Origin of the sequence: Pseudomonas urmiensis (genome assembly GCF_014268815.2) — a bacterium.
Classification (GTDB): Bacteria; Pseudomonadota; Gammaproteobacteria; order Pseudomonadales; family Pseudomonadaceae; genus Aquipseudomonas; species Aquipseudomonas urmiensis.
The window spans coordinates 1,183,255-1,200,875 of record NZ_JABWRE020000001.1; the positions used below are offsets into that span (position 1 = coordinate 1,183,255).

15 protein-coding genes, 2 tRNA genes and 3 rRNA genes are annotated in these 17,621 nt (G+C 57.4%); 11 read left to right on the plus strand and 9 right to left on the minus strand.

Annotated elements, in window-relative coordinates:
* Positions 1-74: 74 nt before the first annotated feature.
* Positions 75-638: a helix-turn-helix domain-containing protein gene (locus HU737_RS05220; protein ID WP_186555777.1), complete on the plus strand. Its 564-nt coding sequence runs from the start codon at positions 75-77 to the stop codon at positions 636-638.
* 3 nt (positions 639-641) lie between these two features.
* Here HU737_RS05220 and HU737_RS05225 read toward each other — a convergent pair whose 3' ends face one another.
* Both HU737_RS05225 and soxR read right to left on the minus strand, forming a co-directional pair.
* Positions 642-1,199 carry a cysteine hydrolase family protein gene (locus HU737_RS05225; RefSeq protein ID WP_186555778.1) on the minus strand — a complete coding sequence of 186 codons (558 nt, stop codon included), beginning with the start codon at positions 1,197-1,199 and terminating at the stop codon, positions 642-644.
* Positions 1,200-1,232: 33 nt separating this feature from the next.
* The gene (gene soxR, locus HU737_RS05230; RefSeq protein ID WP_186555779.1) at positions 1,233-1,703 is read right to left on the minus strand and encodes a redox-sensitive transcriptional activator SoxR; all 471 of its coding nucleotides are present in this window, start codon (positions 1,701-1,703) and stop codon (positions 1,233-1,235) included.
* A gap of 86 nt (positions 1,704-1,789) precedes the next feature.
* Between soxR and HU737_RS05235 the strand changes: the two genes are divergently transcribed.
* The gene (locus HU737_RS05235) at positions 1,790-2,170 is read left to right on the plus strand and encodes an antibiotic biosynthesis monooxygenase (protein WP_186555780.1); all 381 of its coding nucleotides are present in this window, start codon (positions 1,790-1,792) and stop codon (positions 2,168-2,170) included.
* Here the strand turns inward: HU737_RS05235 and HU737_RS05240 are convergent.
* Both HU737_RS05240 and HU737_RS05245 read right to left on the minus strand, forming a co-directional pair.
* Positions 2,149-2,919 carry an alpha/beta hydrolase family protein gene (locus HU737_RS05240; RefSeq protein ID WP_186555781.1) on the minus strand — a complete coding sequence of 257 codons (771 nt, stop codon included), beginning with the start codon at positions 2,917-2,919 and terminating at the stop codon, positions 2,149-2,151. The genes HU737_RS05235 and HU737_RS05240 overlap by 22 nt on opposite strands.
* A complete protein-coding gene (locus HU737_RS05245) occupies positions 2,903-4,015 on the minus strand; it encodes a DUF3182 family protein (RefSeq protein ID WP_392465156.1) in 1,113 nt (370 codons plus the stop codon). The genes HU737_RS05240 and HU737_RS05245 overlap by 17 nt, the downstream gene beginning before the upstream one ends.
* Positions 4,016-4,187: 172 nt before the next feature.
* On the opposite strand from HU737_RS05245, the gene HU737_RS05250 reads away from it, so the two are divergent.
* On the plus strand, positions 4,188-5,996 hold the full coding sequence (locus tag HU737_RS05250; protein WP_186555783.1) for an aminopeptidase P family protein: 1,809 nt from the start codon (positions 4,188-4,190) through the stop codon (positions 5,994-5,996).
* Positions 5,997-6,049: 53 nt separating this feature from the next.
* On the opposite strand, the gene HU737_RS05255 is transcribed toward HU737_RS05250, so the two are convergent.
* Together HU737_RS05255 and rhtA are read right to left on the minus strand one after the other, a co-directional pair.
* A complete protein-coding gene (locus HU737_RS05255; RefSeq protein ID WP_186555784.1) occupies positions 6,050-6,331 on the minus strand; it encodes a hypothetical protein in 282 nt (93 codons plus the stop codon).
* Positions 6,332-6,523: 192 nt separating this feature from the next.
* Positions 6,524-7,411: a threonine/homoserine exporter RhtA gene (gene rhtA / locus HU737_RS05260; RefSeq protein WP_186555785.1), complete on the minus strand. Its 888-nt coding sequence runs from the start codon at positions 7,409-7,411 to the stop codon at positions 6,524-6,526.
* Positions 7,412-8,006: 595 nt separating this feature from the next.
* On the opposite strand from rhtA, the gene HU737_RS05265 reads away from it, so the two are divergent.
* The 6 genes from HU737_RS05265 (at position 8,007) to HU737_RS05290 (ending at position 14,629) form a co-directional block, all read left to right on the plus strand.
* A 16S ribosomal RNA gene (locus HU737_RS05265) occupies positions 8,007-9,543 on the plus strand.
* Between the two features lie 79 nt (positions 9,544-9,622).
* Positions 9,623-9,699, plus strand: a tRNA-Ile gene (locus tag HU737_RS05270).
* Between the two features lie 125 nt (positions 9,700-9,824).
* Positions 9,825-9,900 (plus strand) — tRNA-Ala (locus HU737_RS05275).
* A 238-nt stretch (positions 9,901-10,138) separates the two neighbouring features.
* Positions 10,139-13,031 (plus strand): 23S ribosomal RNA (locus HU737_RS05280).
* A gap of 129 nt (positions 13,032-13,160) precedes the next feature.
* Positions 13,161-13,276 (plus strand): 5S ribosomal RNA (gene rrf / locus HU737_RS05285).
* Together the 16S, 23S and 5S rRNA genes with 2 tRNA genes alongside form the textbook arrangement of a ribosomal RNA operon.
* 201 nt (positions 13,277-13,477) lie before the next feature.
* Entirely contained in the window at positions 13,478-14,629 is a 1,152-nt protein-coding gene (locus HU737_RS05290) for a DDE-type integrase/transposase/recombinase (protein WP_186557779.1), read from the plus strand.
* An 81-nt stretch (positions 14,630-14,710) separates the two neighbouring features.
* On the opposite strand, the gene HU737_RS05295 is transcribed toward HU737_RS05290, so the two are convergent.
* Entirely contained in the window at positions 14,711-15,574 is an 864-nt protein-coding gene (locus tag HU737_RS05295) for a universal stress protein (RefSeq protein ID WP_186557181.1), read from the minus strand.
* A gap of 154 nt (positions 15,575-15,728) precedes the next feature.
* On the opposite strand from HU737_RS05295, the gene HU737_RS05300 reads away from it, so the two are divergent.
* Positions 15,729-16,346, plus strand: a complete 618-nt coding sequence (locus tag HU737_RS05300; RefSeq protein ID WP_186557180.1) for a MiaE family protein — start codon at positions 15,729-15,731, stop codon at positions 16,344-16,346.
* A 31-nt stretch (positions 16,347-16,377) separates the two neighbouring features.
* On the opposite strand, the gene HU737_RS05305 is transcribed toward HU737_RS05300, so the two are convergent.
* Positions 16,378-16,698 carry an ElaB/YgaM/YqjD family protein gene (locus tag HU737_RS05305; RefSeq protein WP_186557179.1) on the minus strand — a complete coding sequence of 107 codons (321 nt, stop codon included), beginning with the start codon at positions 16,696-16,698 and terminating at the stop codon, positions 16,378-16,380.
* 131 nt (positions 16,699-16,829) lie between these two features.
* On the opposite strand from HU737_RS05305, the gene HU737_RS05310 reads away from it, so the two are divergent.
* Entirely contained in the window at positions 16,830-17,093 is a 264-nt protein-coding gene (locus HU737_RS05310; protein ID WP_186557178.1) for a hypothetical protein, read from the plus strand.
* 1 nt (position 17,094) lies between these two features.
* Here HU737_RS05310 and HU737_RS05315 read toward each other — a convergent pair whose 3' ends face one another.
* Entirely contained in the window at positions 17,095-17,583 is a 489-nt protein-coding gene (locus tag HU737_RS05315; protein ID WP_186557177.1) for an LEA/WHy family protein, read from the minus strand.
* Between the last annotated feature and the right edge of the window lie 38 nt (positions 17,584-17,621).

Sequence of the window (17,621 nt, forward strand, 5' to 3'; positions counted from 1 at the left end):
CACTCGGCGGAGGCGGCGCACAATCGCCGCAAAGTGGGCAGTATACTGCGCAACCTAGATGAGTGAGCAATATAGTGCACAAAAATTCTGCGCACCGAGCCTCGGTGTTACAGCATGTCAGTCAGAATGTTCGTCAACTGCGCGCTGCTGCTAGCTTGAGCCAGGCCGCCTTGGCTGAGCGTTCCGGGGTCAGTCGGCGGATGCTGGTGGCTATCGAGGCGGGTGAAAAGAACGTCAGCCTGACCACCTTGGATCTGATCGCCGAAGCCCTTGGGGTGGCCTTCAGCACTTTGATCCAGGCGCCGGACAAGCGCGACCCAAGCCGAATCGACGAGTTGGCCTGGGCCGGCGAGCGTGCCGGTAGCAAAGCCGTGTTGCTCGGCACCAGCCCCGCCCGGCGCGAGGTCGAACTGTGGGAATGGACCTTGGCCCCAGGCGAATGCTACGCCAGCGAAGCCGACGCCCAGGGCTGGAGCGAGCAGATCTACGTCGCCGAGGGCCGTCTGACCTTGATCATCGAAGGGCAGGTCCACGTGCTTGGCGCGGGTGACTTCCATGTCTTTCCCAGCGACTGCACCTATGCCTACCGCAACGAAGGTGACTTACCTGTGCGCTTCGTGCGCAATGTGGTGATCTGAGGTTTAGCGTTGGTAGCTGTCCAGCAGCTTGTCGGTACTTTCGACCTCGGCATAGGCAAATGCCAAGGCGGCCATCGCCGCTGCGTGGACCTGCGCCGCAGGCACTTGCTGGTCGGTGAAGTCCAGGGGCAGGGTGGCGCAGGCATCGTGGGCGACTGAGACTTGGTAGCCGAAATCAGCCGCAGCGCGGGTGGCGGCGTCGATACACATGTGGCTCATGCTGCCGACAATGGTCAGTTTGTCGATACCACGTTGATCTAGCACGGCCTTGAGGTTGGTATCGCGAAAAGCATTTACCTGGTGCTTGAGCACCACCGGCTCGCCTTCGAGCGGGGTCACTTTGTGATGTATCTGCGCCCCTTCGGATGCGGGAGTGAAAAACGGTGCGTCGGCAGATTCGAACTCATGACGTACATGCACCACTAGGTCACCGCGCTCGCGGGCGGCGGCCAGCAGCCGGGCGGCATTGTCAGCTGCCGCGTCGGCGCCTTCCAAGGTCCATTTGCCCCCTGCGAAGTAATCGTTCTGGATATCGATGATGATTAAAGCCTGGTTGCTCATTGCTGCCTCCTGTGGGGTCTTGGCGAATGTCAGTCAAGCGTAGTCGTTTGCCACGGGCAGGTGAGGACCGGGGCCTTCCTCGGCCATACGATCATGGTGATTGCGCAGCGGGCACTCCTTGAGTGACATGCAGCCGCAACCAATGCAGCCATCGAGCTGGTCGCGCAGCAGGGTCAGCGCTTCGATGCGCTGGTCCAGGTCTTGGCGCCAGCGTGCGGACAGTCGCTGCCAGTCTTCGGCGCTGGGGGTGTGGTCTTGTGGCAGGCTGGCCAAGGCCTGGGCGATGTCGGCCAGCGGGATGCCCAAGCGCTGGGCCATTTTGATCACCGCCACCCGGCGCAGCATCGCCCGTGGATAGCGGCGCTGATTGCCCGCATTACGAGTGCTGTGGATCAAGCCTTTGGTTTCGTAGAAGTGCAGGGCGGTGACCGCTACCCCGCTGCGACTGGCGAGCTGGCCGACGCTGAGCAGGCGTTCTTCGCTGTTGGGCGATTTGCTCGGCATGAAAATAGTCCTTGACCTTGAGTTAACTGGAGGTTTTACCCTGCCGGCCATCATTGCTGCAAGTATCCGCTACAAGGAGACAGCCCATGACGGCAAACCCTAATGCCCTGTGGTTCACCCAGATGATCGAATACGAAGTGCCAGCGGCGCGTCAGGCCGCACTGGCTCAAGCGTTGGTGCTGCGCAGTGAGCAGCTGGCCTCGCGCTGCGAAGGCTTGCTGGGTGTGAGCATCCAGGCCAGCGACGATGGCAGCCGCGTGCTGCAATACCTGCAATGGCAATCGCGTTATGAATGGGCTGCGGCAAGCGCGTGCTTTGTCGAGGAGCCGTTCCTTGACCTGCTCTGCCAGCATCAGGCCAAGGGGGTGAATTTCGCGGCTTATCAGACCTTGCGCAGTCTGGTGCGCGGCGCCGATGGCGGCTTGCACTGCGAGGTTGGCGAGCCTCAGGCGTACCAGGGCGCGTAATGCGGGTAGCGGTCCAGGCGCGCGCCGATGACCATTTCGCTGATCCATGCAGCGAGGATCGCGCTGTAGGCCTTCTGGCTTTCCTCACTGGACAACGCATGGTCGGCGCCATCGACAGTGCGATGGGTCAGGGAGTGGGCGCTGACGAACGCTGAGCGGTAGCTCATCAAGGTGCTGTGTGGGACATAGTCGTCCTGCTCGGACTCAACCAACAGCACGTCGCCGGCAAACTCCGCGCAGGCGGCCAGGGCACGGTTGTCGGCCGGGCCTAGGCTGCGTTGGCGGTAGGCATTCAGGCGCTGGCGGTCGAGCGCCTGCTTGGGGATGTTGAACTCATCGTCCCAGTACAGCGCCGGCACGCGCATGGCCAGCCATTTCACTGGGCGCCGCAAGGTCAGTAGGGTCGCCAGGTAGCCGCCGTAACTGCTGCCGATGATGGCAATTGCGCCAGGGTCTACTGCAGGATGGCTGACCAGCCGATCATAGGCGGCCAACAGGTCATCCAGGTTTTGCTCGCGGGTGACGGTCAGGCGCTGGCTTTCGGTTTTTTCATGGCCGCGCAGATCAAAGGTCATGCAGACGCAACCTAAGCCGGTGATCTGCCGCGCCCGGGCCAGGTCGCGCTGCTGGCTGCCACCCCAGCCGTGGACGAACAGAATGCCTGGCATCTTGCTGCCAGGGCTGACCAAGGTTCCGGCGATGGTTTCGCCTTGGACCTGCAATTCGACGGTCTCACTCTGAATGGCCATGCTCGCGGATCCGTGCGTATTTGCTGAATTGTCCGAGTTCACTGTCGTTCCCCTGATAGAAGAGAGTGGCGTCTGCGGGCAGCGTCGTGGTGCCGAACACTTCGTGACTCGAGGCTTGCACCCGTTGCAGGGTCGGGTCATCGGCGAACGCCCGCAAGGCCAGTACTTCGGCACTGCTGGCGCCGCCTAGTCGCCAGGATTGTTCGAGCACACCGCTGCGCATATGGTTGTGCTGATCCAGCCCGCGCGCGATGTCGTAATTGCGCCGCGAGGCAAGAAAGCCTGGGAAGTGCTGCTCAGCGGCTTGTTCATAGGCCATGGCTTGATTGACTGCCAAGCGAACCGGGTCTTCCAGTGGCAATTGCAGCAGGGCCTGGTAGTCACCCCGTACCACCAGCAGATCCGATCCGCCGTATACCTCGATACCTTGGTGGTCATGGGTCAGGCGCTGGGTGCCGTGATAGCTGCAGGTCAAGCCGGCCACTCGCACCTGGCCGACGCTGAAGGTTTGCACATCAGTGAGATTTTCCTCCAGGACCAGTCCGCAAAGGCTCAATGTCTGGTCATCCATTTCAGCCAGTAACGGTTCCAGCTGATCGATCTGTTCGATGACTTCCTGGCCACGACCTGCGGTTGCCAACACGGGCTTGATCCGCACCGCCCCCTCAGGTAGCAGCAGCTGCGCCGCACGCCGGGCGTCGTCCTTGCTGAACACGGTATAACCCTTGAGCAGCGCATCACTGGCCTGCTGGGCGAAGGCGTCGGTCCAGCCCGGTGGAAAACTGCCATTGGCGGGCAACGGATGGGAGATCGCCTTGGTAGCTATATAAGGATGGCTGACCATGCCGCCGAACAGGTCCTGCTCGCTGTTGATACCCATACCGCGGTAGCGCTGCGGATCGATCAGGGTTTCGGTAGGGAGGTAGTAGTAGCGATCAGCTGCGGTTGGTGGCTGATCAGGCTGTGTACAGTTTATGCCCAGCAGCTTGGCCAGGTGCTCGGCCAGCTGCAGATGGGTGGCGTGCTCGTGCTCAGGGGTGTGCTCGCGGGTGTCGAGCAGTACTACGGCGCTGTGCGGTTGTGGAGAACAGGGCATGTGCAATCTCGTCCGCTGGGCGTGTATGAAATGTGAAGCCGCAGCGGCGGCGAAGTTCAGCAAGATTGATCGACGGTGGCGGGGATAACGGCATCGTGCCGATTGCGGCGAGCTGGCAGCTGTTCCATTATCGAGGCCATTGAATGTCGAAGAAGTTATCGCAGGAGTGCGCATGAACAGTCAGTCCCCGATTCAGCAAAGCGTGCCAGCGCGCCTCGCACGCCTGCGTGAGGTCATGGCCAAGGAAGGGGTGGACGCCTTGCTGGTGCCTTCTGCCGATCCGCATCTGTCGGAATATCTGCCGGGCCATTGGCAAGGGCGCGAGTGGTTGTCCGGTTTTCATGGGTCGGTCGGGACCCTGGTAGTAATGGCGGATTTCGCCGGGCTGTGGGTCGACAGCCGCTATTGGGAGCAGGCGCAGAACGAGCTCGCCGGCAGTGGTATCGAACTGATGAAAATGCTGCCCGGCCGGCCTGGCGCGTTGGAGTGGCTAGGGGAAAACATCAAGCAGCAAGGCTGCGTGGCAGTGGATGGTGCGGTGCTGGCGCTGAGTGCTTCTCGCCAATTGGCGCAGAACCTTCAAGCGCGAGGGGCGCAGCTCAAGACCGACAAGGACCTGCTTGAGCACGTGTGGGAGGGCCGCCCGGCGCTGCCTGGCAATCCTGTCTATCAGCACTTGCCACCGCATGCCACGGTCAATCGCGCGCAGAAGCTGGCGGATCTGCGCCAGACCATGCGGGATAAGGGCGCGCACTGGCACTTCATTGCCACCCTTGACGACATTGCCTGGTTGTTCAACCTGCGCGGTAGCGATGTTTCCTACAATCCGGTGTTCGTCTCCTTTGCCTTGATCAGCCAGGAGCAGGCGACGTTGTTCGTCGGGCTGGAGAAGATTGATCCGCATCTGCGTCAGGTGTTGTCGGTCGACGGCATTGAAGTGCTGGGCTATGAGCAGATCGGGGCGGCGTTGGCGGCTATCGGCAAAGGCAGCCGGCTGCTGGTCGATCCGACGCGAGTTACCTGCGGGTTGCTGGATAAGCTCGATGCGCAGGTGTCATTGCTTGAAGGGGTCAACCCGACGACCTTGAGCAAGTCTCGCAAGGGCGAGCAGGACCTGGTGCATATCCGCAAGGCCATGGAGCAGGATGGTGCTGCACTCTGCGAGTTCTTCGCCTGGTTCGAAGCGACCCTGGGCAAGGAACCCATTACCGAACTGACTATCGATGAGCGCCTGACCGCCGCCCGTGCCCGGCGACCAGACTTTGTCTCACTGAGTTTCTCCACCATCGCTGCGTTCAATGGCAATGGGGCGATGCCGCACTACCGCGCCACCGAGCAATCGCATGCGCTGATCGAAGGTGATGGCTTGCTGCTGATCGATTCGGGCGGCCAGTATCTGGGGGGCACCACTGACATTACGCGGATGGTGCCGATTGGTAGTCCGACTATTGAGCAGCGCCAGGATTGCACGCGGGTGCTCAAGGGCATGATCGCGCTGTCGCGGGCGACCTTCCCGCGCGGTATCCTCTCGCCGCTGCTCGATGCCATCGCCCGCGCGCCGATTTGGGCTGACCAGGTCGACTATGGTCATGGCACCGGCCATGGTGTGGGCTATTTCATGAATGTGCATGAGGGGCCGCAGGTCATCGCCTACCAGGCGGCGACCACGCCACAAACCGCGATGCAGGCGGGCATGATCAGCTCGATCGAGCCGGGAACCTATCGGCCAGGTGAGTGGGGCGTGCGGATCGAGAACCTGGTGGTCAATCGCGAGGTGGGCAAAAGCGCCTTTGGCGATTTCCTGGCCTTTGAAACCTTGACCCTGTGTCCAATCGATAGCCGTTGCCTGCTGCCCGAGATGCTCAGCCAAGAGGAGCTGCGTTGGTTCAACAGCTATCACGCCGAGGTACGTGAGCGGTTGACCCCTCTATTGCAGGGTGAGGCACTGGCCTGGCTGCAGGCGCGCACCGCAGCGATCTGAGCAGCTTGCGCGTGCAATAAAAAGGGCAGCCCGTCGGCTGCCCTTTTGCGTTGCTACTTGCAGATCACGATCATGCTGCGGCTGGTGTAGCCGGCGGGGTTGATCCCGAACAAGTAGTCGCCGGGCTCTTCGTCAGTGTCACCGGAGCGGGCTATGACTTTATAGCCTCGACTGCCGCAAGAGGTGGCTGCCTTGCTGTTGCACTTTTCCCAGGAGGAGGAGAGGCCGGAGCAATTGATATGCAGTCCCTTTTTCCCCCGCTTCACCTCGGTTTTGGCGGTAGCGGCACACCCAGCAATGGCCAAGATGGCCAGGATGAGCAAAATACGTTTCATTCCTGTCCTTAAATGCAGGAGCGACCACATTGCCTGCCCCCGTCGTCATCGCGTCGATTTCTTCCTGAAATTTCCCCAGCGTCCGTGTTCGGCACAGTAGATAGCGTAAATATTATGATTTGGTGACAGCTTAATCAGCCGGGCGGATGGGTACAACCGCTAACGCTGTCTCAAATGGAAATATTTCTCATGTCAGTCGGCGGCTACCGGTGGCGTGGTTTCCTTGCGCATCGACAACGTGGCGCCAACCGATGCGGTGATGATGGCGGCGATGGCCAGCCACTGGGCAACGCTGAGTACCTCGCCCAGGAACAGCAGGCCCGACAGTGCACCGAATGCCGGCTCGATGCTCATCAAGGTACCGAAGGTGCGCGCTGGCATCCGCGTCAGGGCGACCATTTCCAGGCTGTAGGGCAGGGCGGTCGAGAGGATAGCCACGCCCAGTGCCAGGGGAATCAACGCCGGACTGAGCAAAGCGCTGCCCGCGTGCACAACGCCGATGGGGGCAACGAACAGTGCCGCGATCACTACGCCCAGGGCTGCGGTCTGAATACCATTTTCGGCTCCGGCCTTCTGTCCATAAAGGATATACAACGCCCAGCACACTCCGGCGCCAAGCGCGTAGCCGGCGCCTACCAGGTCAATGGCGCTGCCGGTTTGGCCGACCGGTATCAACAGCAGTAGGCCGACGATGGCCAATGCGATCCAGACAAAGTCGATGGCCCGGCGTGAGGCGAGAATCGCAACCGCCAAGGGCCCGGTAAACTCCAGCGCGACGGCAATGCCGAGCGGCACCGTGCGCAGCGACATATAGAAGAGGAAGTTCATTCCGCCCAAGGCCATGCCGTAGATGATCACGCTGCGCCAGGTACTGCTGTTCATGCGTGCCCGCCAGGGGCGCAATAGAAGCAGCATGATGATGCTGGCAAATACCAGGCGCAGGGTTGTGGTGCCTTGCGCGCCGACCATGGGGAACATGCTCTTGGCTAGGGAGGCGCCGGACTGGATCGACGCCATGGCTATTAATAGCAGGCCAATGGGGAATAGGGTGGTGGCCAGGCTGCGGGGTTGAGTGCTCATGTCTAGGGGGTGATCCATGGGTGATCGTGCGGTTGAGCACTATAGTGCGCAATAGCTGCAAGGGACCGCAAGCGGCACTTTGAACATTAATTGAGGTTTATTGAAATTAAGGGTTGACGCCCTCTCAGATCCCCTTATAATGCGCCCCACTTCCAGCGTAGTTTGAACGGAAAACTCCTTGAGTATCAACGAGTTAGATGTTTCAGGCAGTACTGGAGGTGCTTCGATCTTCTGATCGGCAGCGGTGAAAAAGGTAGTTGACAGCAGCTTGTAACGCTGTAGAATTCGCCTCCCGCTACGAGAGATCGCAAGCGAGTCAAGTGTTTGAAGTTGAACGAGTTTCTCGCAAAATACTTCGAAATAAACGCTTGACAGACACAGAGGAAAGCGTAGAATGCGCGCCTCGGTTGAGACGAAAAGCTCTTAACCAAACGCTCTTTAACAAATTGAATCAAGCAATTCGTGTGGGTGCTTGTGAGTACGGTTTGATAGTCGCCAAGATTATCAGCATCACAAGTGGCCACATGAGCAATCATAGTAGTCATTTGAGATTGCTGAGCCAAGTTTAGGGTTTCTTAAAAACCCAAGCAGTATTGAACTGAAGAGTTTGATCATGGCTCAGATTGAACGCTGGCGGCAGGCCTAACACATGCAAGTCGAGCGGATGAGAAGAGCTTGCTCTTCGATTCAGCGGCGGACGGGTGAGTAATGCCTAGGAATCTGCCTGGTAGTGGGGGACAACGTTTCGAAAGGAACGCTAATACCGCATACGTCCTACGGGAGAAAGCAGGGGACCTTCGGGCCTTGCGCTATCAGATGAGCCTAGGTCGGATTAGCTAGTTGGTGAGGTAATGGCTCACCAAGGCGACGATCCGTAACTGGTCTGAGAGGATGATCAGTCACACTGGAACTGAGACACGGTCCAGACTCCTACGGGAGGCAGCAGTGGGGAATATTGGACAATGGGCGAAAGCCTGATCCAGCCATGCCGCGTGTGTGAAGAAGGTCTTCGGATTGTAAAGCACTTTAAGTTGGGAGGAAGGGCAGTAAGATAATACCTTGCTGTTTTGACGTTACCGACAGAATAAGCACCGGCTAACTCTGTGCCAGCAGCCGCGGTAATACAGAGGGTGCAAGCGTTAATCGGAATTACTGGGCGTAAAGCGCGCGTAGGTGGTTTGTTAAGTTGGATGTGAAAGCCCCGGGCTCAACCTGGGAACTGCATCCAAAACTGGCAAGCTAGAGTACGGTAGAGGGTGGTGGAATTTCCTGTGTAGCGGTGAAATGCGTAGATATAGGAAGGAACACCAGTGGCGAAGGCGACCACCTGGACTGATACTGACACTGAGGTGCGAAAGCGTGGGGAGCAAACAGGATTAGATACCCTGGTAGTCCACGCCGTAAACGATGTCAACTAGCCGTTGGAATCCTTGAGATTTTAGTGGCGCAGCTAACGCATTAAGTTGACCGCCTGGGGAGTACGGCCGCAAGGTTAAAACTCAAATGAATTGACGGGGGCCCGCACAAGCGGTGGAGCATGTGGTTTAATTCGAAGCAACGCGAAGAACCTTACCAGGCCTTGACATGCAGAGAACTTTCTAGAGATGGATTGGTGCCTTCGGGAACTCTGACACAGGTGCTGCATGGCTGTCGTCAGCTCGTGTCGTGAGATGTTGGGTTAAGTCCCGTAACGAGCGCAACCCTTGTCCTTAGTTACCAGCACGTTATGGTGGGCACTCTAAGGAGACTGCCGGTGACAAACCGGAGGAAGGTGGGGATGACGTCAAGTCATCATGGCCCTTACGGCCTGGGCTACACACGTGCTACAATGGTCGGTACAGAGGGTTGCCAAGCCGCGAGGTGGAGCTAATCTCACAAAACCGATCGTAGTCCGGATCGCAGTCTGCAACTCGACTGCGTGAAGTCGGAATCGCTAGTAATCGCGAATCAGAATGTCGCGGTGAATACGTTCCCGGGCCTTGTACACACCGCCCGTCACACCATGGGAGTGGGTTGCACCAGAAGTAGCTAGTCTAACCTTCGGGAGGACGGTTACCACGGTGTGATTCATGACTGGGGTGAAGTCGTAACAAGGTAGCCGTAGGGGAACCTGCGGCTGGATCACCTCCTTAATCGAAGACATCAGCCTGCTGATGAGCTCCCACACGAATTGCTTGATTCACTTGTATAAAGACGATGCGACCTGTTTATAGGTCTGTAGCTCAGTTGGTTAGAGCGCACCCCTGATAAGGGTGAGGTCGGCAGTTCAAATCTGCCCAGACCTACCATTTATTGGTAATGCTGGAAACGTCGAGCGCGCCCCCTGCTCCTGGATAAAGAGTGGTGAGGACGGCTCTTCTGCAGTTCAAATCTGCCCAGACCTACCAATTACTTGGTGCAGCCTAGGTAATACGGGGCCATAGCTCAGCTGGGAGAGCGCCTGCCTTGCACGCAGGAGGTCAGCGGTTCGATCCCGCTTGGCTCCACCACTCTTTCAGGTTTCGCAGCACTGCTAGAACTTAGAAATGAGCATTCCAATGTGAATGTTGATTTCTGACTTTTGTCAGATCGTTCTTTAAAAATTCGGATATGTGATAGAAATAGACTGAACGCTGCTTTCACTGGCAGTGGATCAGGCTAAGGTAAAATTTGTGAATGCTCGCAAGAGCGAACGAATTTTCGGCGAATGTCGTCTTCACAGTATAACCAGATTGCTTGGGGTTATATGGTCAAGTGAAGAAGCGCATACGGTGGATGCCTTGGCAGTCAGAGGCGATGAAAGACGTGGTAGCCTGCGATAAGCTTTGGGGAGTCGGCAAACAGACTGTGATCCAGAGATCTCTGAATGGGGGAACCCACTCAGCATAAGCTGAGTATCTTGTACTGAATACATAGGTGCAAGAGGCGAACCAGGGGAACTGAAACATCTAAGTACCCTGAGGAAAAGAAATCAACCGAGATTCCCTTAGTAGTGGCGAGCGAACGGGGACCAGCCCTTAAGTTGGTTTGAGATTAGTGGAACGCTCTGGAAAGTGCGGCCATAGTGGGTGATAGCCCCGTACACGAAAATCTCTTATCAATGAAATCGAGTAGGACGGAGCACGAGAAACTTTGTCTGAACATGGGGGGACCATCCTCCAAGGCTAAATACTACTGACTGACCGATAGTGAACCAGTACCGTGAGGGAAAGGCGAAAAGAACCCCGGAGAGGGGAGTGAAATAGAACCTGAAACCGTATGCGTACAAGCAGTGGGAGCCTACTTTGTTAGGTGACTGCGTACCTTTTGTATAATGGGTCAGCGACTTATATTCAGTGGCGAGCTTAACCGAATAGGGGAGGCGTAGCGAAAGCGAGTCTTAATAGGGCGTTTAGTCGCTGGGTATAGACCCGAAACCGGGCGATCTATCCATGGGCAGGTTGAAGGTTAGGTAACACTGACTGGAGGACCGAACCGACTACCGTTGAAAAGTTAGCGGATGACCTGTGGATCGGAGTGAAAGGCTAATCAAGCTCGGAGATAGCTGGTTCTCCTCGAAAGCTATTTAGGTAGCGCCTCATGTATCACTGTAGGGGGTAGAGCACTGTTTCGGCTAGGGGGTCATCCCGACTTACCAAACCGATGCAAACTCCGAATACCTACAAGTGCCGAGCATGGGAGACACACGGCGGGTGCTAACGTCCGTCGTGAAAAGGGAAACAACCCAGACCGTCAGCTAAGGTCCCAAAGTCATGGTTAAGTGGGAAACGATGTGGGAAGGCTTAGACAGCTAGGAGGTTGGCTTAGAAGCAGCCACCCTTTAAAGAAAGCGTAATAGCTCACTAGTCGAGTCGGCCTGCGCGGAAGATGTAACGGGGCTCAAACCATGCACCGAAGCTACGGGTATCACCTTTTGGTGATGCGGTAGAGGAGCGTTCTGTAAGCCTGTGAAGGTGAGTTGAGAAGCTTGCTGGAGGTATCAGAAGTGCGAATGCTGACATGAGTAACGACAATGCGAGTGAAAAACTCGCACGCCGAAAGACCAAGGTTTCCTGCGCAACGTTAATCGACGCAGGGTTAGTCGGTCCCTAAGGCGAGGCTGAAAAGCGTAGTCGATGGAAAACAGGTTAATATTCCTGTACTTCCGATTGTTGCGATGGAGGGACGGAGAAGGCTAGGCCAGCTTGGCGTTGGTTGTCCAAGTTTAAGGTGGTAGGCTGAGATCTTAGGCAAATCCGGGATCTCAAGGCCGAGAGCTGATGACGAGTTGCCTTTAGGCGACGAAGTGGTTGATGCCATGCTTCCAAGAAAAGCTCCTAAGCTTCAGACAATCGGGAACCGTACCCCAAACCGACACAGGTGGTTAGGTAGAGAATACCAAGGCGCTTGAGAGAACTCGGGTGAAGGAACTAGGCAAAATGGCACCGTAACTTCGGGAGAAGGTGCGCCGGCGAAGGTGAAGGGCTTGCCCCGTAAGCTTTTGCTGGTCGAAGATACCAGGCCGCTGCGACTGTTTATTAAAAACACAGCACTCTGCAAACACGAAAGTGGACGTATAGGGTGTGACGCCTGCCCGGTGCCGGAAGGTTAATTGATGGGGTTAGCGCAAGCGAAGCTCTTGATCGAAGCCCCGGTAAACGGCGGCCGTAACTATAACGGTCCTAAGGTAGCGAAATTCCTTGTCGGGTAAGTTCCGACCTGCACGAATGGCGTAACGATGGCGGCGCTGTCTCCACCCGAGACTCAGTGAAATTGAAATCGCTGTGAAGATGCAGTGTATCCGCGGCTAGACGGAAAGACCCCGTGAACCTTTACTATAGCTTTGCACTGGACTTTGAATTTGCTTGTGTAGGATAGGTGGGAGGCTTTGAAGTGGGGACGCCAGTTCTCATGGAGCCATCCTTGAAATACCACCCTGGCAACTTTGAGGTTCTAACTCAGGTCCGTTATCCGGATCGAGGACAGTGTATGGTGGGTAGTTTGACTGGGGCGGTCTCCTCCCAAAGAGTAACGGAGGAGTACGAAGGTGCGCTCAGACCGGTCGGAAATCGGTCGTAGAGTATAAAGGCAAAAGCGCGCTTGACTGCGAGACCCACACGTCGAGCAGGTACGAAAGTAGGTCTTAGTGATCCGGTGGTTCTGTATGGAAGGGCCATCGCTCAACGGATAAAAGGTACTCCGGGGATAACAGGCTGATACCGCCCAAGAGTTCATATCGACGGCGGTGTTTGGCACCTCGATGTCGGCTCATCACATCCTGGGGCTGAAGCCGGTCCCAAGGGTATGGCTGTTCGCCATTTAAAGTGGTACGCGAGCTGGGTTTAGAACGTCGTGAGACAGTTCGGTCCCTATCTGCCGTGGACGTTTGAGATTTGAGAGGGGCTGCTCCTAGTACGAGAGGACCGGAGTGGACGAACCTCTGGTGTTCCGGTTGTCACGCCAGTGGCATTGCCGGGTAGCTATGTTCGGAAGAGATAACCGCTGAAAGCATCTAAGCGGGAAACTTGCCTCAAGATGAGATCTCACTGGGATCTTGAATCCCCTAAAGGGCCGTCGAAGACTACGACGTTGATAGGTTGGGTGTGTAAGCGCTGTGAGGCGTTGAGCTAACCAATACTAATTGCCCGTGAGGCTTGACCATATAACACCCAAGCAATTTGCTAGCGCGAATTGCGGTGGTGAAGACGAAAGACCCGAAAGTTCGTACTCACAACTATCGCATATCCGAATTCGCTGGGCTGTCCATCTGGACATTCTGGCTACAGAATTTCTTGACGACCATAGAGCATTGGAACCACCTGATCCCATCCCGAACTCAGTAGTGAAACGATGCATCGCCGATGGTAGTGTGGGGTTTCCCCATGTGAGAGTAGGTCATCGTCAAGATTCATTTCGCAAAACCCCTATCTGCGCGAGCAGGTAGGGGTTTTGTCTTTCCAGACTTGCTATATCGCCGCGCCTAATACGGGCTTGCCACGCCCCCTGTAGGAGCGGGCTTGCCCGCGGTACAAACCGGAGACATCGTTTACATTTCAAACCGGGGACATGGTTTACAGGCTAATACGCATGATCAGGAGGTATCTGATCATGCCCTGGAATCAAGAGTCCCCAATGGATCAACGAGTCAGATTGGTCAGCGAGTGGCTTTCCGGTGACTACACCAAAAGCCAGCTTTCCCGCCGCTACAACGTCAGTCGCCCCACCGTCGATAAGTGGATATCTCGCTATTGCGCAGGCGGTTTTGACGCTCTCTCTGATGCTTCCCGGCGTCCCCATAACAGTCCGAATAAGACCAATGTTGAGCTATTGGCCCGCATTGCTGCGATGAAAGATGCGCACGATAAGTGGGGGCCGAAGAAGCTTATCGAGTTGCTGCGCCTCGAAGACCCTTCAATCGACTGGCCATCCCCAAGCACGGCTGGCCAGTGGTTGGACCGGATGGGTAGAGTCCACAAACGCGGGCCAAAACGGCGATACGCCAAAGGCCCCACAAAAATGCGCGAGGCCAACGAGCCGAACCAGACCTGGTGCATCGACTATAAAGGCCAGTTCAAGATGCTTAACGGCCAGTGGTGCTACCCCTTGACGGTTACCGATCACGCTTCGCGCCTCATCCTGGCCTGCAGAGCCCACAAAAACATCATGACCCAACCGGTCAAGCAGACGCTGGAATGGCTTTTTCAAGAGCACGGGATGCCGGACGTACTCCGGTCTGATAACGGCAGTCCATTTGCTTCGACGGGCTTGGCCAGGATGTCCACCATCGCTGTTTGGCTAATCCGCCTGGGCATCTATCCCGAACGCACCATGCCTGGTCGCCCTGATCAGAATGGCCGCCACGAGCGGATGCATCGCAGCTTGAAGCTTGAGCTGCCATTGGGGAGCAACTTGGTTGACCAGCAATTGCTGCTGGAGCACTTTCGCCATGAATTCAATTACGTGCGCCCGCATGAGGCACTGGGGATGAAGCGCCCGTATGAGCTGTACGTGCCGTCCAATCGACCTTATCCAGGATGCCTGCCGGTTGTGGAGTACCCCGCCGAAATGACGGTTCGGAGCGTCCGACAAAATGGTTCGATCAAATGGAAAGGTAAGCTGCTGTTCATCAGCGAGGCTCTTGCTGGCGAGCAAATAGGCCTGAAAGAAGTAGAAGATGATATTTGGGATGTGTTTCTGTGTGACCATCTCCTGGGGAGGCTTGGGCGGGGCGAGAGCCGCGTCCAAGCCTCAAATGTGTAAACCATGTCCCCGGTTTACGGTGTAAAGGATGTCCCCGGTCGTACACCGCGAAGACATGGCAACTGACACAACAAAGAGGGCTCAGCCCCGCGCTAGTTCTTCCAAGTGCTCCCTGGCCTCTTCACTTTTAAGCACCAGAACATCCCCCTCCAGCGAATCAAGCACAACCTCCGCCGTATTGCCGATCAAGGCCCCGGAGATGCCCGTCCGTGCAACCGTACCAATCACCGTCACCACCGCATCACAGTGCTTCTCGGTATAGGGAATCAACACATCCGCTGGCCCCTCAGCGATGTGCAAGCGCTCATCACTGATATCGAACTCAGCCTGGAAAGCCTTGCAAGCCTCACGATAGCGCTGCTCAATGGTATCCGAGTTCTGATAAACCGGGTCTGCCGCTGAGAGCATGGGGGAGGGGTGGGCGCTGATCACATGCAGTTCACCCTTCGCCAGCGCAGCGATGGCATAGCCATGGTCAATGATGTTGGTATGCAGCAGGCGGTGCGCCTCGTCATGATTGCCTACATCCACTGCCGCGAGGATCACCCCGCCAGTCCAAGGCCGCTCACTCTTGACCATCAGTACCGCAGACGGGCACTGGCGCAGCAGTTTCCAGTCGCTGGGCGTCAGCAATGCCTTTTTCAGCGGGTTGTCTGGCCGATGCTCCTTGATCACCAGATCACACCCTTCGGCTTGCTGCACAGCGATGATCGACTCGTGCAAAGTGTCGTGCCAGGCCTGTTCATGAGTCACGTTGTCGTAGCCGTCATCATGTAGTTGGCTCGCCAGTAGACTTAGCAGCGCACTGTGATCGTGCTTCTTGTCGCACATCAGCAGGTGCAAGCGGGCGCCGGTAACGCCTGCGATCAGTTTCGCCCGGGTCAGGGCGCGGCTATGGGCGTGATCGGGATCAAGTACGACCAGGATGCTACGGACCTGTTGCATGGACATGGGCTCCCCTCGGATTGTTTGGCCTGTGCCTGACTATAGTCGGCGTCCCTATCAATGCCGCTTGACGTGTATCAAGCATAGTCGCTGGCGATCGCCGCCACCCCCGGTATAATCGCCGGCCCTGCCGTTGTTGCGTGATTGTGAGCCTATGTCCCTGATTCCCGAAGTCGACGCCTTTCTCGGTTGCCGCACCCCTGACGCCTGGATCGAAGCGGCGCTCGCCGACCAGGAGACCTTGCTGATCGATCACAAAAACTGTGAGTTCAAGGCAGCGAGCACCGCCTTGAGCCTGATTGCCAAGTACAACACCCACCTTGATCTGATCAACATGATGTCGCGATTGGCTCGTGAAGAATTGGTCCACCATGAACAGGTGCTGCGCCTGATGAAGCGCCGTGGCGTGCCATTGCGTCCGGTTTCGGCAGGGCGCTATGCCTCGGGTCTACGCCGCCTGGTGCGCGCCCATGAGCCGGTCAAGCTGGTGGACACCTTGGTGGTAGGCGCGTTTATCGAAGCGCGCAGCTGCGAGCGATTCGCCGCCCTGGTGCCGCACCTCGATGAAGAGCTTGGGACCTTCTATCACGGTCTACTCAATAGCGAAGCACGGCATTTTCTGGGCTATCTCAAGCTCGCCCGCCAGTACGGCGACGAGGCCGACATCGCTCGCGTCGTGGCGTTAGTGCGTGAAGCTGAGGCTGAGTTGATCACCTCCCCAGATCAGGAGTTGCGCTTTCACAGCGGCATTCCGCTGGCCCAGGCGGCCTGAGCCTGATCTGGCGCCAGCGGATCGAACGAGGCTAGTGACGGCGGCCCAGTAGCAGGCCAATCACCAGGCCGAAGCCGGCCGAGACTGCCACCGTCTGCCAGGGATGGCCGCCGATATAATCCTGCGTGGCATCCACCACCGGTTGCGCTTTGTCGCGCACTGAGCCCGCCGCCTGGCGTGCTTGGCGCAGTTTCAGACTGATCTGCGCGCGCAGGGTGTCGGCTTCTTCGCCCACCAGGGTCGCACTTTGTTCGAGCAGCCTTTCGGATTCTTCGATCAACGACTGCAATTCGCTGAACACCTGGTCCTTGATCTGATCGCTATCGGTTTGCGTGGCAGTTTTCCTGGCCATGAACACGTCCTCGTCGATGGGTGGGTTAAAGCAATGGATGCCGCAGAGGCTGGAAAGTTGCGCCAACGTTCCGGGCGGGCGCTGCATCAGTGTAAGATAGCGCCCAATTCCAAGCGGTAGGGTAGACCTTCATGAGTTTCAATCTGGCCAACAGAAGCTTTGAGGAACGGGCGCAGATCGAAGGCGAGAAAGCGCGGCTGTTCGAGTATTGGCAAAGCAACCTGGGCAAGGCCAAGGCCGAGGCCGGGCGGTTGATCGCCGAAAAATCCCGGCGCAAAGGCAAGTGGGCCGAATGGGTGCGTGCCGAACTGGATGCCATGACTCCGGCCGATTTCGCCAATATGGTGCGCAGCGAAGTCAACAAGATGATGGCCGCCGCCAACAGCAACCGCTGATCTACCAGTTCGCGCTGCTGGCCTGGGGCAGGTCGAGCTTGCCCTTGTCAGTGAAACGCACCGTCCCCAGCGGACCGCCGGCCAACTTGCCGCGCAGCACATAGGGCAGGCCCTGCAGCGACTGCACCTGGCTCAAGCCATAGGCCTGGCGCAGGAAAGCGAACGCGGTGACGCTGACCGGCACCACGATCACAGTCTCGTCATACCGGCCGATATGCCCGCGCTGATCGCTCACGCCCGCGGCCAAGGGCTGATCGTTGACCTCCAGATTGAGCGCGATGCCGTTGAAATCCACCGGCGTCTCGTTCGGGTTCTGCACGCGAATCTTCACGGCCATGCGCAGCTCCAACTCCTGGCCGGGCAGCGGTTCTATGCCGATCACGCTGATGTTCAACGGGTCGCGCGCCTGAAACAGCGCGCACGCATTAACTGTGCAGGCCAACAGAGCGACCAACAAAAGCCGCAGGTGACGGGATAAGCGCAGCGTCATGGGGAAGGGCCTTGTGCATGACAGGTGAATGGCCAGTG